General features: G+C 61.4%; 7 protein-coding genes. 6 read left to right on the top strand and 1 reads right to left on the bottom strand.

What is annotated here, in order from left to right; genetic code table 11:
• Positions 1-179 precede the first annotated feature (179 nt).
• From DESTE_RS03930 to DESTE_RS03905, 6 genes are all read left to right on the top strand, one after another.
• Positions 180-7,838: an Ig-like domain-containing protein gene (locus tag DESTE_RS03930; RefSeq protein ID WP_219729293.1), complete on the top strand. Its 7,659-nt coding sequence runs from the start codon at positions 180-182 to the stop codon at positions 7,836-7,838.
• Positions 7,839-8,521: 683 nt separating this feature from the next.
• The gene (locus DESTE_RS03925) at positions 8,522-10,108 is read left to right on the top strand and encodes a TolC family protein (protein WP_051384300.1); all 1,587 of its coding nucleotides are present in this window, start codon (positions 8,522-8,524) and stop codon (positions 10,106-10,108) included.
• Positions 10,101-12,389 (top strand): type I secretion system permease/ATPase, encoded by a 2,289-nt coding sequence (locus DESTE_RS03920; protein WP_198015322.1) that lies wholly within the window; start codon positions 10,101-10,103, stop codon positions 12,387-12,389. Before DESTE_RS03925 ends, DESTE_RS03920 begins: the two co-directional genes overlap by 8 nt.
• Complete coding sequence (locus DESTE_RS03915; protein ID WP_051384299.1) at positions 12,382-13,551, top strand: beta-barrel domain-containing protein; 1,170 nt, start codon at positions 12,382-12,384, stop codon at positions 13,549-13,551. Before DESTE_RS03920 ends, DESTE_RS03915 begins: the two co-directional genes overlap by 8 nt.
• Before the next feature lie 544 nt (positions 13,552-14,095).
• Positions 14,096-14,740, top strand: a complete 645-nt coding sequence (locus DESTE_RS03910) for a YczE/YyaS/YitT family protein (RefSeq protein WP_035065248.1) — start codon at positions 14,096-14,098, stop codon at positions 14,738-14,740.
• Positions 14,741-15,035: 295 nt separating this feature from the next.
• Entirely contained in the window at positions 15,036-16,160 is a 1,125-nt protein-coding gene (locus tag DESTE_RS03905) for a hypothetical protein (protein WP_084559344.1), read from the top strand.
• A gap of 133 nt (positions 16,161-16,293) precedes the next feature.
• On the opposite strand, the gene DESTE_RS17865 is transcribed toward DESTE_RS03905, so the two are convergent.
• A complete protein-coding gene (locus DESTE_RS17865; protein WP_156925260.1) occupies positions 16,294-19,458 on the bottom strand; it encodes an AfsR/SARP family transcriptional regulator in 3,165 nt (1,054 codons plus the stop codon).
• Positions 19,459-19,847 lie beyond the last annotated feature (389 nt).

Below are 19,847 nucleotides of genomic sequence, written 5' to 3'. Positions count from 1 at the left end.
ACGGGGACAGCGGCCTGACCAACGACACGACCTATGCGTACACGGCGCGCGTTGAGGACAGGTCGGGCAACACCGGCGGGTTCTCCGGGCCGTACTCGATCACGGTGAAGACCTCCGGCTCGTCCACCACGGTGACCATCGACGCGATCACGGACGACCTGGATCCTGTGCAGGGCACGGTGGCGAACAACGGGTACACCAACGACACCACGCCCACGCTTTCCGGCACCCTGTCGGCGGCGCTGGTCGGGACCGAGGCCGTGCACATCTTCCGGGGCGGCACGGACATCGGCACCGCCACGGTGACGGGCACGACCTGGACGTACACGGACACCCTGTCGGTCGACGGCAACTACACCTACTCTGCGGTGGTCATCGACGGCGCGAACAACCAGGGCACGGCCTCGAACAGCTACTCGATCCGCCTGGACGCCACCCCGCCCACGCAGACGGTGACCATCACCCTGGCGTGGGACAGCCTTGAGCCCACGACGGGTGCGATCCCGAACAACGGGGTGACCAACGACGACACGCCGGAAATCCGGGGCACCATCTCCTCGGTCCTGTCCGCCACGGAAGCGGTGCACGTGTTCCGCGACGGCGTGGACGTGGGCACGGCCACGGTGACGGGCACGACCTGGACGTACACGGACGGCGGGCTGTCGAGCGGCAGTTCCTACACGTACACGGCCAAGGTGGTGGACCAGGCGGGCAACACCAGCGCGGAATCGAACTCCATCGGCTTCACGGTGGACACGAGCGGCGTGGGCCAGCAGGCGATCATCGGGGGCGTGACGGACGACCAAGCCCCGGTCACGGGCACGGTGGCCGACAACGGGTACACCAACGACACCACGCCCACGGTGTTCGGCACGCTTACCGCGCCGCTGAACACCGGGGAGACGGTGCAGGTGCTGCGCGGCGGCGTGGTGGTGGGCACCGCCACGGTGACGGGCACGACCTGGACGTTCGCGGAGACCTCGGCCCTTGCCGACGGCGACTACACCTACCAGGCGCGGATCATCAACGCGGCCACGGTGACTGGCGGCGAGAGCAACCAGTACACCATCCACGTGGATACGGCGATCCCGGCGCAGACGGTGGACATCACCGGGTACGTGGACAACGAGGCGCCGAAGGAGGGCACCTTCGCGTTCAGCGTGCCGACCAACGACACCACCCCGATGCTGCAAGGCACCCTTTCCGCCACGCTTGCGGCGGACGAGGTGGTGGCCATCTACCGCGACAACGTGCGCCTTGGCACGGCGTCGGTGGTGGGCGGCACGGACTGGATATTCCAGGATTCCGGCCTGGCCGACGGCACCAGCTACAGCTACTATGCACGGGTGGAAGACCTTGCGGGCAACCGGGGCGCGAGTTCCACGACGGTGACCCTGCGCGTGGACACCACGGCCCCGGCGACGCCCACCGCGCCGCTGGACTACAATGACGACGTGGCCCCGGTGGTCGACGCCAACAGCACCGCGCCGGTGACCAACGACGCGCGGCCCGGCGTCAACGTGGGGACGGGCCATACGGACACGGTGTCGCTGTACGTGGACGGGGTGAAGGTTGCCGCGACCTACGATGCGGTGACGGGCACCCTGACGCCCAACGCGAACATCGCGGACGGGTTGCACGACTTCACCTACACGCTGACCGACACGGCGGGCAACGAAAGCACGCAGAGCGGCGCGCTGGCCATCACCATAGATACGGCGGCGCCCGGCGCACCCGCGATCACCGATGTGTATGACGACCTGGCTCCGGTAATAGGCACGGTGGCCAGCGGCAGCACGACCAACGATACCACGCCGACGCTCAGCGGCACGGCGGAAGCGAACGCCACGGTTTCCATCTACGACGGCGCGACCCTGCTGGGCGCCACCACGGCGGATTCCGGCGGCAACTGGACCTACACGCCGGGCAGCAGCCTGGCGGGCGGCAGCCACAGCTTCACGGTCACGGCGACGGACGTCGCGGGCAACACGAGCGGCGCATCCAGTGCCTGGACCATCAACATCACCACCGGGACGCAGACGGTGTCCATCGACGTGGTGTATGACAACGTCTCTCCGCCCATCAATCTGGCCGTGCCGAGCGGCACCTATACGGACGATTCCTCGCCGGAACTGCGCGGCTCGCTCGGGATGGCCCTGGCGACCGGTGAAGTGGTGGCCATCTACCGCAACGGCGCGAAGATAGGCGAAGCCTCTGTGACGGGCACCAACTGGACATACCAGGATACCGGCCTGACGACCGGACACTACGACTACGAGGCGCGGGTCGAGGACTCGGCGGGCAACCCCGGCGCGGTGTCGGCGCACCACGATATCTACCTGATCGTGGAAAACATGACGCCGGTGATCACGAGCATCATCGACGACGTGGATCCGGTGCAGGGCACGATACCCAATGGAGGCTACACGAACGACGCCTCGCCCATGCTCGAGGGGAACCTGGGATCGTACACGCAGGTGCCGCCCTCGTTCCTGGAAGTGCACATGTTCCGTGACGGAGTGGATATCGGGGAAGTCACGGTGCTCAGCGACGGCAGCTGGACATTCCAGGATACCGGCGTGACGGACGGCGAGCATGCCTACAGCATCAGGACGATCCTGGAAAACGGCAACGGGGTGTTTACCGGCGTCGACCGTACGATCATCGTCGACACCACCGCGCCCCCGCAGACGGTGACCATCACCCAGGTGTGGGACAACGTGGATCCGGTGCAGGGCGCGGTGGCCAACGGCGCGGAAACCAACGACTCCACCCCGGAAATCCGCGGCTCGCTTTCGGCGGCGCTTGCGGCCGACGAAGTGGTGGCGGTGTACCGCGACGGCGCGTACGCGGGCACGGCCACGGTGACCGGCACCAACTGGGAGTACACCGACAGCGGCCTGTCCAACGGCACGACCTACGAATACACGGCGCGCGTGGAGGACCGGGCGGGTAACGCCGGCAGCTACTCCTCGGGGTACTCCATCACGGTGAAGACCCAGCCTTCGCCCACCACGGTGACCCTCACCGATGTGATAGACGACCAACTGCCGGAGATGGGGTACCTGTCCGACAACGGGTACACCAACGACACCACGCCGTTGCTCCAGGGCAGCCTTTCCGCGCCGCTCACAGGTACGGAACGGGTGCACGTGTTCCGTAACGGGGTGGACATCGGCACCGCCACGAACTTCAGCACCACCTGGACCTTCGAGGATCCCGGCCTGCCCGCCGACGGCAACTACACCTACTACGCGGTGATCATCGACGGCGCGGGTAACCCGGGCACGGCCTCGACCACCTGGACGATCAACCTGGACACCTCGGTGCCCCCGCAGACGGTGGTGGTCACCCGGGCCATGGACGACGTGGGAACCTTGACGGGCCAGATTCCGGACAACGGCGTGACGGACGACGATTCTCCGGAAATCCAGGGCACCATCTCCGCCGTCCTGTCCTCCACGGAGGAAGTGCACGTGTTCCGCGACGGCGCGGACGTGGGCACGGCCACGGTGAGCGGCACCAACTGGACCTTCACGGACGTCGGGCTGGCGAGCGGCAGCTACTACGTGTACACGGCCAAGGTGGTGGACCGCGCGGGCAATGCCGGCGCGGAATCGAACAGCATCCGCTTCATGGTGGACACCGCCCCCGTCGACGTGGTCGGGACCATTACCGACGTGACGGACAACCAGGCCCCGGTGACGGGTTCCGTGACCAACGGCGGCTACACCAACGACACCTCGCCACTGCTCAGCGGCACGCTTTCCAGGGCGTTGTCCTCCGGCGAATCGCTCCAGGTGCTGCGTGACGGCGCTCTGGTGGGCACCGCCACGGTGACGGGCACGACCTGGACGTATCAGGAGCCGGATGCGGCCCTTGCCGACGGCGAACACACCTATGAGGTGCGGGGCATCAACGCGGCCCAGGTGACGGGCCAGGCCAGCGATCCCTACACCATCCACCTGGATACGGCGGTTCCGTCGCAAACCACGACCATCACCGGCTACACGGACGACCAGCCGCCGCAGACCGGCACCTTCGAGTTCTACGTGCCGACCAACGACAACAACCCGACGATCGTGGGCACGATCTCCGCCACGCTTGGCGCGGACGAGGTGGTGGTCATCTATCGCGACGGCGCGCGTCTGGGCACGGCCACGGTAACGGGCGGCACGAACTGGACGTATCAGGACTGGGGCGGCCTTTCCGACGGCACCAGCTACAGCTACATGGCGCGGGTGGAAGACCTTGCGGGCAACCACAGCACGGATTCCACGGTGGTGACCCTGCGCGTGGACATGACGCCGCCGCAGGAACCCATCAACATCATCTCGTTCACGGATGACGTGGGCACCGATACCGGCACCTTCGCCTCCGGCTCGACAACGGACGACACGCTGCCGGTGCTCAACGGCACCATCGGCTCTCCGCTGTTGTACGGCGAGCGGGTGAACGTCTACATGGACGGCGCGTACCTCGGCATCGCAACGGTTACCGACACCAGCTGGTACTACGACCTGATACCCGAGCAGGAACTGGCGGAAGGCACCTATACCTTCACGGCGACCATGGTCGACCAGGCGGGCAACGAAGGGTCGCATTCGGCAGGATTCACCCTGACGGTGGACACCACGGCGCCCACGCAGACCGTGGCGATCAGCAACTACACCGACAACGTGGGTGCGGCGCAGGGCGACTTCCTGGCCGGGACCACCACCGACGACCGCACGCCGACGCTCAACGGCACGCTGAACATGCCGCTCGAGGCCGGAGAACGCGTGCGCGTCTACGACGCGGCAACCAACACCCTGCTGGGCGAAGCCGTCGTGAACGGCACGAACTGGCACTACGAGATCACGGAGCCGCTGCTCGACGGCTCCACGGTGAGCTACCGGGCCGTGGTGGCGGACGCCGCCGGCAACGAAGGCGTCGCCTCCTCTTCGTTCAGCTTCAACGTCGACCTGCAGATGTTCGTCGACAGCCAGAGCACGCTGGATCATACCCCCATCGTGGTCGGCCATGTGGCCTTCGATATCCAGCCTGGCGAATACGTGGAGGTGACGATCAACGGCGTTACCTACAGTTCGCGGAACGGGGCCGTGGTCGTCGACCCGCAGAACGCCACCTGGTACGTGCAGATTCCGGACGCGGCCGCCCTGGCCGAAGGTACCTACGACGTTCAGGCGGTGCTCAAGCAAAGCGACGGCACGGTCATCGTGCACGACGACACCAGCAACGAACTGGTGGTGGCGCCCACGCCGGCAATCACCGTTGGCGCCGGGGGCAACGACGTGAACCAGAAGGGCACCGCCGTTACCATCAACAAGGAGGGGATGTGGCTCATCCACACCAACCAGGCCATGCTCACATCCTCGGCCACATCCTCCGCCACCCTGGGGAGCTTCACCGTGGTGCAACTCACCGGCAACCGGGGCGGTACCGGCTACGATTCCAACAACTACGTCCAGAACGCGGTGTTCATCGACTACAACCGCGACGGCAGACCGGACCTGTTCGCGGCGGACTCCGACTATGACGATGGCCAGCAGATGTTCTACAACACCGGCAGCGGCTGGGTGCCGTACCAGGTCGGCGCCAACACCAGCACTGCCCAGTCCGGCGACTTCGCGGGCGATGCCGATACGGACGGCAGCGCCAACGTCTGGTCCTGGTACGGCGGCATCATCGGCATCGACAAGGACGGCGACGGCTGGGTTGACATCATCTACGGCGACCGGACCCCGAACGACTCCGGCATTCAGGACGGCTACGGTTCTCAGATCGTCCTCAATCATGACGGCACCATTGTCGGCATGGACAAGGACGGCAACTTCGCTACGGATTATGCAACGGACAGCAGCCATCGGCCCATCGGGCTCGACCAGTCCCAGCCTGACATGTCCCTGTCCGGCGTGGACATCAACAACGACGGTTTGATCGATTTCGTCATGCACGCCCAGGACATCGTGGCGGACGGCACACGGATCACCAAGAACGGGAGTACGAATATCAGCACCAACCTGGCCCGGCTGGTGGTGGTGAACGGGACCGACAACGGCACATGGGTGGTGCAGCAGGTCGTCAACGGCGTGTTCCAGCGCGGCGTGGACAACGATCCGAGCGTGAACAACGTGGCCTCCATGACCTGGGCGGACTTCAACGGCGACGGCTACATGGACCTGTTCATGGGCCGGGGCAACGAACAGACCAACGTGGCCAGCGGCTCCGCAAGCGGCGTGGGCAACAACGACCAGGAATACGCCAGCCGCATCCACTTCAACGACGGCACGGGGCAGCTGGCCTTCCTCGATCCCAACAACGACGGCATCGGCAATGCGGACACCTCGTCGTCCGGGATGTACTGGTTCACCGACACGCTGGCCGGGTCGGCGTCCATGGCGGTGGACTGGAACCATGACGGCCTGATGGACATAATCGAACTGCCCGGCATCCAGAGCGACACCGGCGGTATCAATGGCGACCACGCGCAGGGGCCGATCAACCTGTATACCAACACGACTACGGGAGGCGTGGTCGGCTTCACCACCACCAACCTGCTTACGCAGATAGGCCGTACGACCATCGGCAGCACCAGCACCAGCAACCATAGCGCCCAGGTGTCCGGCGCCCTGGCCATCGACCTTGACTGGGACGGCGACCGCGACCTGCTGGCCTTCACCCTGGGCGGCACGACCACTTACATCGCCAACCAGAATCAGGTCGCGTACGGGACCAGCCTCCATTTGCGGATTCTGGACGCGGAGGGCATCAACGTCTTCTACGGTAACACCGTGCAACTGATCGACGACGTCACGGGGCTGGTGGTGAGCACGCAGATCATCAATCCCCAGCCCGGCAGCCAGACCGGCGACACCTCCGCCATCGTGGACTTCTACAACCTGGACGCCAGTCACAGCTACAGCGCGGTCATCCTGCGGTACGACCACGACGTGGCCGCGGATGTGGGCGGCGTCGCCAGCGTGGGGACCAACACGGTGGAAATCCAGAACGCCGCATGGCATGGCCTGAAGGCGACGGACGCCAACCATGCCTATGTGCTGACCGCCGAGGCCGAGAACAACGTGGCCAACGCCAGCACCAACGGCGGCACGAACACCGCGGGCATCGTGGGTACCGGGTACAACGATACCTTCTTCGCCACGCAGGGGAACGACGTGTACAACGGCGGCGGCGGCACGGAAACCATATCCGGCGTCACCTCGTGGCATGACGTGGGCGGGCAGGACATCGTGGACTACAAGTTGGCGGGGAATACTCCCGTCACGGTGGATCTGTCGCTCAGCGGGGCGCAGAACACCGGCTTCGGCACGGCGACCTTCATCAACATCGAAGGCGTGGCCGGAGGCGGAGGGACCGATACCTTCTGGGGCAGCTCTGCCGACAACATCCTCGAAGGCCGGGGCGGCAACGACATCTTCCACCTGCGGCAGGATGGCGGACACGACACGCTGCTCTACAAGCTGCTGGACGCTGGCGACGCCACCGGCGGCAACGGACACGACACGGTGCACGACTGGTGGGTGGGCACCTTCGAGGCAACCCCGGACTCCGACAGGATCGATATCTCCGAACTGCTGGTGGGGTACGCGAAGGATGCCGACGGCGCGGCCCACTACATCGACGGCGTTCCCACCATCGATGCGGGCGAGACGATCACCGACTACATCTCGGTGACCAAGAGCGGTGCGGACACGATCATCAGCATCGACCGCGACGGCGCCGGAACGGCCTTCGCCATGACGGAAATGGTCACCCTGAAGGACACCTCGACCGATCTGGAAACCCTGCTGGCGAACCACCAGATCGTCGTGTAGCGGCAATATCCCTGCGGCGACGGGGGGCTTTAGTCCCGCCGCCGCCGCAGGCCCCGCGCGGTCGCAGGGCGGGGCCGCCCCTTCCCGCCCCGGCGCCGCCAGCGCGGCGGGGCATGTTCCGGAAGGGAACGCCCGCACGGTTCGCGCACTCCATGCAATGATCCGCGTTTCTTTCCACCGAGCGCCCCGCACTCCGCCGGGCGCTCGCGTGCTTTGGGGCGGAAAACGCGAAGGGCATGGCCCTGGCCCGTCGCTTCCACCGCCCCGTTCCTGCTGAACGCACGGGTGATGTTGCAAGAAAAATATCAGGAATGGTGGCGTATATTATACGGTGAAACTTTCGGCAAAGCTGTTGCGGAAGCGGAACACACGCGTGTTCGCGCGGCCGTAGAGGCCATTGTTATGGCGTAAAGCATACATGAAACATGAATATCGCGTAGGATAACATGGGTATAAACGGGATGAAGGCATATAGATTGGTCACGCGGTTACGCATCGTGGTGACAGTGTCGGCGCTTTGCCTGCCAGGGCTTGTGGGCTGCGGTGTGCGGCTTGCCACCAGCGAGGAGGAGCGCGCAGCACGGGCTGCCTATTTTGCGTCCAGGGACGCGGCCATGTCGTCGGTGGCGGCGGGCGCCGCAGGGGGGCAAACGGCATCTCCACCTGCGGGGAATGGCACTGCCATGACGGCCGGGACGGAAATCGCGGGCGATGCCAGCATCAGGCAGGAGGCGGACAGTACCGGGGGGCCGGACGAATCGGGGCCTGCGGTCGAACCGGAACCCCGGTTGATGGAGCCCACGCCCACGCCGGAACCGGAGACGCTGGCCTCGGCGTCGACTGCGGCTCCTGACGAACTCCTTGACGAGACCCTTGACGAGACCCCCGATGAGACTCCTGATGCAGCCGGAGTGGAAATCCCCAACGATGCTCCCGAGGATGCAACTGGCGGGACCAGGCTGGGCAGTGTCGTCGGCAAGGCTCTGGCGGAAGCGCGACGGACGGCAGCGCCCGCCGCCGCGTCGGAACCTGGCCAAGCGCGCCGGGTTACCATAGAAGGACTGGGGCTGGCGGATGCCGTCGGGCTGTCCATCGCGCGCCATCCCGAAATCCAGCGGGCGGGCGCCTTGGTGCTGCAAGGCGAGGCGGATGTGGAAGTGGCCAGATCCGCGTGGTACCCCACGCTGGACTACGGCGTGCGGCCCGGCTACGGCATCGGCCCCGGAAACGGCGGGGACAGTGGCGAGGTGCGCGGAACCGTGGGACTCAATCAACTGGTGTACGATTTCGGACGCACGCCGAGCCGGGAGGCCATAGCGGAGGCCTCGCTGGTCCGGCAGCGCTACCAGCAGGCCGACACCGTGGAAAGCGTCGCCTACAACACGGCGACCATCTTCATAGACCTGGCCACAAGCCAGGACATCATCGCGGCGGCGCAGCGGCAGCGCCGGGCGCTTGCTGAACTGGGCTCCATGATCCGCCAGCGGGTGAAAGCCGGTCTTTCCAGCACGACGGACCTGAACAGGGCGGAAACCGCCATCCAGCGGGCCGAAGCGGAGGCGCTGTCGGCGCAGACGCGGTATGACGTGGCCGCCAGCAAGCTGGTGGAACTGATCGGCGTGCGTCCGAGCCGGGTGGCCACGCTGGTGGAGTCCGCCAAGTTGGTGGTCAGCGCCGACATGTGGGACGATGACGACATCGGGCAGACCCCTGGCGTGCTGGCCGCGCAGGCCGCGCTGCAGGTGGCCGACGCCAAGGTCGACCTGGCCAAGGCCGATCAGTATCCGTCCATCGGCGTCGGTGTCAGCCGGAGCGCATCCACCAATGACGATTTTGACGACAGCACCTTTTTCGGGCTGTCCCTCAGCGGAAGTTTTTCACTGGGGGGGCTTGCGAAGCACCGCGTGGCATCGGCGAAAGCGGAACGGGTCGCGGCGTTGCAGGAACTGGAGAACAGGCTGCTCGTGGCCCGTTCCATGCTGCATTCTTCGGAAACGGAGGCCGAAGGCGCCGTTGCGCGCCAGGAAAGCTACAACAAGGTCATCAGGCTCACGCGCTCGTCCCGTGGGTTGTACTGGCAGGAATACACGCTGAACAAGCGACCGCTGACCGAAGTGATAGACGCGGAGCGTGAAATCTATTCCTCGGAAGTGGCAAGCATCAGTGCTGTTGCCGATGGCGTTCTCGCCGACATCCGCAGGCATGCGGCGGTCGGCATGCTGGTGCCGATGCTGGGGCGTGCCGACGCCGAGGGGACGGACAATGAGTGACCAGCCGGGGCAGTCGGCAATGCCCCCGCCGCCGCAGCCGGTCCGGGAGCAACAGCCACACCCGGCGCCCGCGCGGGCGGAACAGAAGCAGTCGCAGGCATCGCGGAGTTGGCTTCGGGCTATTCTGTTCGCCGCGCGCCTGCAGGGAGTTGCCGCGTCGCCTGAACAGGTGCGCAGCGCCTCGGCGTGGGCCGGGCATGCCACCACCGAGCATGCCGTCACGAATATCGCCCTTTCCGCCGGACTGGTGGGGCAGTTCGTCGATATGCCCGGCGAGGCCATTTCGTCGGTCATGCTGCCCGCCCTGGTCCTGGTGGAGGGGCAGCATGTCGGCGTCATCGTCGGCGCTTCCGATTCGAGCGTGCGCCTGGTGATACCCGTGGGCGACAGCCCCGTGGAGCGGGTGCTTTCCAAGGAGCAGTGCGAGGGGCTTTTCGGGCGGCGGCTGTTTCTCGTACGCCCGTTCGACAAGGTGCATGACAAGCGTGTGGACAATCACCTGCGCGCGCTGCCCGATGCGTGGCTTTCGAGCATTTTTTCAAGTAATTGGCGGGTGTTGCTGGAGCTGGGGATGGGCTCGCTGTGCGGCAACATGCTGGCCATCGGCACCTCGCTGTTCGCCATGCAGGTCTGGGACCGCGTGGTTCCGGCGCGCTCCACTGGCACGCTGTGGGTGCTGGCGTCGGGCGTGGCGCTGGCGCTCATGCTGGAACTGCTGATCCGTACGGCCCGTGTCTCCATCGCCGACCATTTCGGCAAGCAGGCGGACCTGAAGCTTTCGGCCATGTTTTTCGCGCGGGTTCTGGACATCCGCAACGATGCCCGGCCCCGCTCGCCCGGAACGCTCATTTCGCAACTGCGCGATCTGGAGCAACTGCGCGAGTTGATGACATCGAGCACCATCGGGGTGCTCATCGACATGCCGTTCGTCATCGGATTTCTGGCCATCATCTGGCTGCTTGGCGGGCAGTTGGTGTACGTGCCGCTTGCGGCCATACCGCTGCTGATCCTGCCGGGGCTTCTGGCGCAGATCCCGCTCGCCCGTCTTTCCAACGAGGGGCTGGCCGAAACCGCCTTGCGCAACGCCCTGTTGATGGAATCCGTCTTCCGGGTCGAGGATATCAAGATACTGCAGGCCGAACCGCGCTTTCGCGCGTCCTGGAACGAGGTCAACACCATCAGCGGCGAGATAGGGCTGAAGCAGCGCCGCCTGGGGGCGTTGCTGGTCAACTTTTCCCAGATGGTGCAGCAACTGGCCTATGTGGGGGTGGTCATCGCCGGGGTGTACGGCATTCTGGAAGGGGGACTGTCCTTCGGTTCCGTACTGGCGTGCTCCATCCTCACCAGCCGCACGATAGCCCCCCTGGGGCAGATCGCCGCCGTGCTGGGGCGGCTGCAGAACGCCAAGGTGGGCAAGAAGGCCCTGGACAGCCTGCTGACCCTGCCGCTGGACCACGATCCGGACAAGGACGCCTATCACAAGCCGGTACTCGTGGGCAGCTACCAGTTCGAAAACGTGGTGTATCTGTACGGCCCCGACGAGAAGCCCGCGTTGATCATTCCCAGACTGGGGATCACGCCCGGAGAGCGCATTGCCGTGCTGGGCAAGGTGGGGGCTGGCAAGTCGACATTCCTGCGGCTGGCGGCCGGCCTGGCCAGCCCTGTGCAAGGGCGCATCCTGTTCAACAACACCCCCATGAACCTCATCGACGTGGCCGACATACGGCGCGACCTGGGTGTGATGTTGCAGGAATCGGGGCTGTTTTACGGTACGTTGCGCGAGAACCTGCTGATCGCCAACCCGCTGGCGACGGATGAACAGATTCTGGAAGCCATGCGTCTGTCCTGTGCCGACCAGTTGCTGCTCACCCAGCCGCACGCGCTGGACATGAAACTGCGTGAAAACGGCCAGGGGCTTTCTGGCGGACAGAAGCAGTCGCTGATGCTGGCGCGCCTGTTCCTGCGCAACCCCAACATCCTGCTGCTGGACGAACCCACCGCGTCACTCGACGAGATGACCGAAGTGGCGATCATTCGGCGCATGCAGGCATGGCTGGGGCAGCGGACCCTGGTCGTGGCCACTCATCGGTATCCCGTGCTCTCCCTGGTGGACCGCATCATACTCATAGACGGGGGGCGCATCGTGCGCGATGGCCCGAAAGACGAAGTGCTGCGCGCCATGACCGGAGGCGGTCCTCCTTTGCGCGAGGCGCAGAAGCCCGCGGTCAAGAAGGAGGAACAGCCGCCCGCCGTGGAAGGAAAGGTGGAACGTCATGACTGAGTTGCATATTCCGGGCTACCGGTTTGGCTCCCGGTCTTCGTCGCTGTTGCTCGGGTTGATAGTCATGGCGGTAACGGCGTTCGTCATCTGGGCCGCTTTCGCGCAACTGGACGAGGTTGCCGTGGGGGAGGGCAAGGTTACCCCCGCGTCGAAGGGGCAGATCATCCAGAGTTTTGAAGGCGGCATCCTGTCCGAACTGCCGGTGCGCGAAGGCGATATTGTGGAGGTCGGGCAAAAGATCGCGACGCTTGATCCGGTTCAGGCTCGGGCTTCCATGGAAGAGGCGTTGGCACGGATTGCCGCGTTGCAGGCGCGGGCGGCGCGTTTGCAGGCTGAAATGGATGGCCAGTCGTCGATAACGTTTCCCGCTGATATAGCGGGAGATATTTCTGTGGTGGAGCGTGAGCGCGAACTCTTTATCGCGAACAGGGCCGCTTTTTTCGAGAATGTCACCAATCTGCGCACGCAATTGCGTTTGGCCGATGACGAACTGAAAATATCGGTGCCGTTGCTGCGTACCGGCGCCGCCAACGAGGTGGAAGTGCTGCGGCTGCGGCAGAAGGTTGCCGAGTTCACGGCAAAGCTGGCGGCGACGCAAAACGAATACCAGGTTGCCCTGAAGGCGGATTACGCCAAGACCATGGCGGACCTGGAGCCGTTGCTGAAGATCCGTGAGGGCCGGGCCGACCAGTTGCGCCGCACGGTGCTCACCTCACCGACACGTGGTGTCGTCAAGGACATCCGCATTTCGACAATCGGAGGCGTGGTCGGATCGGGCGGCGTGCTGATGGAAATCGTGCCGCTGGGTGACCAATTGCTGATCGAGGCGCGGGTGAGTCCCAGGGATATCGCCTTCATTCATCCGGGGCAGGAGGCCACGGTGAAAATCACCGCCTACGATTCGGCCATCTACGGAACGCTGCCCGCAACGGTGGAACGTGTTTCCCCCGATACCATAGAAGATCAGGTGGACAGGCGTGTCTACTATTACAGGGTGTATGTGCTGACCTCGCAGGCCTACCTTGAAACCAAGGATGGCAAACGGCATCCGATTATGCCCGGCATGGTCACGACGACGGAAATCCGTACGGGGAAAAAGACCGTGTTGGAGTACCTGCTCAAACCCTTGCGGCGGGCGTCGGAGGCACTGCGGGAACGTTGATGCTGAAGTTGGCAGTTGTGGGCATGTCGCAGCTTTTCGAAAACTCCTGGCACCTTTGCTGTCAGGAGTTTTTATTTTGCATGACGTTGCGGGGTTGGGCAGTGTCGTAAGGGACACTGTGATGCAGGTTATGAGTTATGATTTGGTGCAACTTTGTATTTTTCGTGCATGTTGAAGTGGCATTATTGTATTAGTGTTGTGTTGCTATTTGCTTGTATTTTTTACACATGCATCTGGTGTTGTCTGCTCCGTGTTGAAAAGGCGTGATGTAAGAAAAAGATGTGTAGTTGAAGAAAGTCTTTGTGTGATATGTGCAATGAACGCAATGAACGCAATGAACGCAATGAACGCAATGAACGCAATGAACGCAATGAGTGCTGATGCGTGTGGATTTTCTCTTGTGGATGCCTGGCTGGAAGGTCTTTGCGGAGCGGGCGGGCTGCGTTTTGTCAATGCTTTTTGATTCGGCCTCGCGCCAGGCAGCGGCGATGCACATCTCCCGCCCCGTTGAGCATTTTTCCCTGTCGTTTTTATGGAAGGTTCCATGTCTCGCACGAATTTCGCCAGCCGCTATCTGTTTTTCGGATTCGCCCTGTTTCTGAGTGCCCTCGGGATCGCCCTTGTCACCAGCGCCCGACTGGGCACCACGCCGGTAACCAGCGTGCCGTATGTGCTGTCCCGGCTTTCCGGCCTGTCATTGGGTATGCTTACCCTCTTGGTGAATGTCCTGTTCGTCGGCTTGCAGATGTGGGTGATGCGCGAGGGGCCTTCGCGCAAGTATCTGGTGCAGGTGCCCGTGGCCGTGCTGTTCGGTGCGTTCATCGACGTGGCCATGCTTCTGATGAAGCTGTTGCCCCTGAACGGCTATCCACAGCAAATGGCCGCTGTGATCGTCGGCAGTGCCATTTTGGGGATGGGTATCGCATTCCAGATCGTTTGCCAGGTGAGCATTCTGCCCGGTGAGGGGCTTGTGGTTGCCATCGCCTACAGGGCCAGGCTGCTCGTGGGCAACGTGAAGACTCTGTTCGACTGCGGGCACGTTGCTGTTGCCGCCATGGTGAGTCTGATTTTCGCGGGCGACATTCTGGGGCTTCGCGAGGGTACGGTGGTTTCCGCGTTGTCCGTGGGCAGTTTCGTGCGGCTGAGCGGGCCGTTGGCCCGGCGAGCCAGACATTTGTGGGCGGCATGAGCGGAGGGGTGCGCTTAGGAACGCCTTTTGGGGGGTGCTTGCAGTGGTGAGCTAAACCGTAAGGGGCCGTGATGGCAGGCCCTTTCGGATATGTCCGGGTGCACACGCCTCGGGATGGCAAGGCGATGGCATCAGGAACGGTTGAGGCGATTCGCTATTTTTATTCTTCTGCCGCAGATTGGATATTTTATTTGGAATTACTCGCAAAATATGTGCTTTTTGTTTTTTCTTCATTCGCGCGCTCCGCAATGTAAGAATAATATCAGTTTGCAGGTGATATAGGAAAATAATTGCGATGCCCTCTGACGAACGGGCCGTTACTGGCAGGTCTGGCGATCAGGAGGTGGTTTTTATTGTATTTCATCTGCAACGACGGGGGTATGCGATGATACAGCATGAGCGGCATCACCAATGCATGGAAAGCGGTTGGCCTAGAAGCAACGAAATGCAATGGCTGGGGTGCCTGTCGGGAGGAGGGTATGCCTATCCATACGGAATCAATAAAGACGGAACGGTGGCCGTGGGAGGCAGCGATTGCGCCTCGGGCAGTCAGGCCTTCCGCTGGGCCTTGGATACGGGCATGCTGGGGATTGGTTTTTTAGGCAAGGAAAACACGTACTCGTACGCTTATGACGTGAGCGCGGACGGCTCGGTGATCGTGGGCGAAAGTTATGTGCACTCAAACTATCAGGCATTTCGCTGGGATGACGTCACAGGGATGGCCGGGTTGGGTGGACTCAGGCGTGGCGGGGCCTCGTACGCTTATGGCGTTTGCGCGGTCGGGGCCGTGGTGGTCGGTGAAAGTGAGCACGCGCTGGGGCATCAGGCCTTCCGGTGGACAAGCGCCTCGGGCATGCAAGGGCTGGGTTTTTTGCGCGGCGGAAGCAATTCGTCCGCCTATGACGTGAGCGCTGACGGCGCGGTGGTTGTCGGTCAAAGTCAATACGCGGGGGGCGTTCAGGCGTTTCGCTGGACAGCCTCGGCTGGCCTGGAAGGTTTGGGGTTTCTGCCCGAGGGGCGTGATTCCATGGCGGTTGCGGTCAACGGCGACGGTGCGGTCATTGTGGGGTACAGCGCTTCGCCTTTCGGCGAGCGGGCCGTGCGTTGGGAGCAGGGCGTGGCGGCAGAGGACCTGGGGGTTCTGCCCGGAGGGCACTATTCCTATGCGTACGGTGTGAGCGCGGACGGGAGTGTAGTGGTGGGGCAGAGCGATTCCGAGTTCGGCCGCCGGGCGTTCTGCTGGACGCGGCAGACAGGCATGGTTGCGCTTGCGGACGTGCTGCGTAACCGGGGAGTGCATTTGCAGGAGTGGGACCTGCTTGTCGCCAGGAGCGTGAGTGCCGACGGCAGCGTCATTGTGGGCATGGGCGTGGGGCCGGACGAGTGTTTGCAGGTTTTCCTGGTCAAGTGGGGAGAGTGATCCGACAGAGTCGAACCTGTGTGGTCTGAGTGGAGAAGCCCCCCGGAGTGGATATCCATTCCGGGGGGTGCTGTTAGCCTTACGCCGTAGTGCGGCGGCGTCCGGAGTTGCACAGGTTGTGTTGTTATTCCGTTCAGTGTGCCAGCACGGCTTCAATGGCGTCGCTGACTTCTGTCTGGTCGAAGCCGGCATCGGAAAGGTATTCCCGGTATGCATGCAGCGCCGCCATGGCTTCGCCGGGGCGGCGCAATGCGGTCAGTAGGTTATAGTAGGTGCGCTGTAATCTGTCATTGATGGGATCGATGCGCAGGGCTTGTATCGCAACGGTGATGCCCATCTGCAGCCTGCCTGCGTCAAGAAGAATGGCTACCCACTCCGTCGCGGCGTTGATTATGGTATACGAAATGTTTGCGGGAAGCCTTGCATCCATACGGCACAAACCCTCACCTGGTGCGCTGCCCAATGCGACGGACATCCGAACGAACGCGCAATGCGCCTGCCAAACTTTCCCGGATTGCGCAAGGTGAAGCCCGCGCGATGCCTCGCGTGCGGCGTCGGCTACGTCGGATGTGCAGTAGCGCAGCCTGAGGCTTCCGGCCTTCAACTCCAGGTAGCGTTTGGCTGCGTCTCGGCCAAAGGCTGCCATAAGGCTCTTGCGCAACCTGGAGAGCAAGGTGTCCAACTTGGATCTGTCGGCATCCTGATGGGGGTCTGGCCAAAGCTCCTGTTGCATTTGCTCAAAGGAAATCTCCATGTCGTTGGCCCCCGCCAGTATCGTCAGCAATTTGGACTGCAAGGGGGTGATGTCCCTCTCAGCCAGGGTCGCATCAGATTTCGCCATGCGTAGAACCACACCGCTTACGGTTTCGATATGGAGTAACGGCAGGGTGCTGCCGTCTTGCAGCAAGTGGAGTTTCAACCGGCTGTGGGCCAGTTGTTGCGCGGTCTTGAAGTGCGCGGAGCGCATGGCGGCAAAGGGAAGCAACCGGCTCAAGAGAAGAGGGGTGCATCCGAAAAAATACAGATTGCCAGAGGTCTGAAGGATCGTGAGCATGGCGTCGACGTCGCTTGCGGCCTCGGCGTCTTTCCCGGCTGCAAGGTTGAGCGAGGCGCGGTAGGCGTATGCCGTGGGCAACAGATAGGGGTTGTTTGTGTTTTGGGCCTTGCGAACGGCGTTATCTAGCATGCGGCGCGCCGTGGCGTGGTGCTGCGGACAGCGGGACAGGGCGCCGCCAAGCAGGGCCAGGCTGAGGACCGCGAAGTATAGGCCGCCAGCCTTGGCCCGTGTAACCAAGGCTTGACGTGTCTCGTCCAGCACTTCATCCGTTCTATCCAGGTGTGCGAGGGCAAGAGCCCTGTATCGCCTTAGCTGGCTGTTGCTGTGGAGATTTTCAACGCCGAGGGGGGTGCCGAGATGCGTGTCTATCGTGGTCAGGGCCTGAGCATATTCCCCTTGGGCAAACAGCATTTCTATGTCTCGAAGGGGCAGGTTCAGTCCCAGAAGAGTGTTTGTCATCTCTGTGGCATGGCTGCATTTGATATCGTTTACGCATTCAATGTAATTACTGATCGATCCGCTGCCGGAGAGTACATTCGCCTGAACAAGCTTGATGCAAAAGCGAGTGAATGGGGATACAGAAGGCGAGTTTGAGACTGAAAAAAGACTGTCAAGGGTATAAGACGCCGCAATGGTGTCGCCGTGTGCTGATTGTAGTAAAGATGATGTTATTTGTAGCTCTAGATAAGGCTGGGGTAATTTTTCTGCTTTTGATATTTTATTCGCATATTCTATGTATTTCATGGACTCAGAAAAGTCAGCCATATTGTAATAGACTATTTTTGCTAATGATTGGGAAATGTGTATCCCTGTCAATGGTGGGAGTTCGTTGCTCCTTCTGTGGAACAGGTCTATTGCCCTGCGCAGCAATGATTGTCTGTTGCTGTTGTATGCATAGAATATATGATAATAGAACAGGGCTCCCAAAGCCTGCAGTTCGCCAGCCTCTTCGCCGGAGTGCTTGAACAGGTTCACCGCATTCAGGATGTAATGATCCGCGTCTTGCTGTAGCAAAGCTTGTCTGGTTACACCCTCACAATAGGATAGCCAGGCAAATGCTTCGATGGTTTGCTGCGGTATCATGTTCAGGATGCGCCTTAGACTGCGATGTTTATTTTGCGCCAGCAAAATTTGGCATTTTGAGCTTAATAGAATTGATATCCGTCTCCAGTGAGATGCCAAGGCAAAATTTTCAAGCGCGGAGATAGTATGCCCATTTTTCAGGCACCATTCTCCAGCGGCGAGGCGTATTTCTCTGCGTTCATCTTGCGTGCAGCATGTCAGTGCTTGCTGCCTCAGGTGTTCTCGTAATAGATGATGGAAACTGATTATATGCAGATCATTGTCCCTGTCTTCTCGTATGAAGACGTTGTTCTGGAGCAGGGTGTCGATCAATTTTCGCGTTGTTGCGGATGCAATCGAGGTAAAGAAGTCCTTAGGAATATCAGGAAGCAATGCGAGCAGCGACAATTCACGAATTTGCTCTTCCTTGAAGTCGGAGAAAAAAAAGCGTGAAAAATATTTATCAAGCATCGCAAGCGTTTGATTCTTTAGAGGTATTCCGGAGACGGCGTTTTCTCTACGCAACAGAATAAGCCCTGTCACCCACCCGCCCGTTGCGGACAACAGATCTGTAATTTGTTCGCTGGAGCGCGGTGTTTTGAGTATTTCATTGTAAAGGGTGGAGGTTTCCTCGCTGTTGAATGCAAGAAGCTCGTTGTCGAGAATGAGGCATTGGGAGGGAGGGAAGAGGGGCGCGTCCTCCAGGGTGAGTGTGTAGCGCGTTAGCAGCATGAAGCGGAAGTTGTGAGGAGTTCGTTTAACAAGTTCCTGCAACACGATGAGGCTTGATGGGGATGCTGCGAGTGTGTGCACATCGTCAAACACCATGAGTATTGGCGCGTTCACTGTGGTCAACGCGTTGCCAAGGCGGGCAATGGCTATTTCAAGCAGCGTGCGGATTGCTCCGGTTTGCGTGAATGCCACAAGGGCTTCTTTCGTTGGAAGTGTTGGTATTGCATGATGTAGCTTTTTGGCAATATTTTCAAAAAATACCACAGGATCTTCATCAGGTGTTTGGCAGGTGTGCCATATGAAATCGAATTTTATCTCTTGTGTAAATTGTCTTGCAAGTGTTGTTTTTCCCTGTCCTGCCTGGGCTTCAATAAGAAGTATGCGTAAGTTTGATTCAAAAAGAAAACTGCAATGCGTAAGGCATTCCGACCGTCGTACGAACGACATGGCTCACCTCTTTGGAATAAAGTTTTATATGTTGAGATAATGTTCAGGTGTAGCGGATTTTTGTGCATTTTTGCAATGGCCAGCGTGTTCGAAGGTAGATAGGATGTAGTGTAGTGTGTGCCGTGTTGCGCAGTTTTGGGTATTTGCTGTAGTGTTGGTGCTATTTCTTTGTGTTCTATACTTGTTTTAAAGTATAGCATCACGTATTGTGCTGCGCTGCAAGTGGCCATGGTTTGGATGTGGCAGAGTGTCGTGCGAATATTCGACGGGAGTAGTTGGAGTCCTAAAGCGAATGGATGTCTTTTTGTTTTGATGTTAAAGCGTGTGTTTGTGATTGTTTTTGAAGTTATACTAAAATATGTGTGCATGGTGAATCAGGCGATATCCGT

The sequence above is a fragment of the Nitratidesulfovibrio termitidis HI1 genome (assembly GCF_000504305.1).
Lineage (GTDB): Bacteria > Desulfobacterota > Desulfovibrionia > Desulfovibrionales > Desulfovibrionaceae > Cupidesulfovibrio > Cupidesulfovibrio termitidis.
The sequence above is the reverse complement of the archived record's forward strand: the minus strand, read 5'-3'. Positions and strand labels throughout refer to the sequence as shown.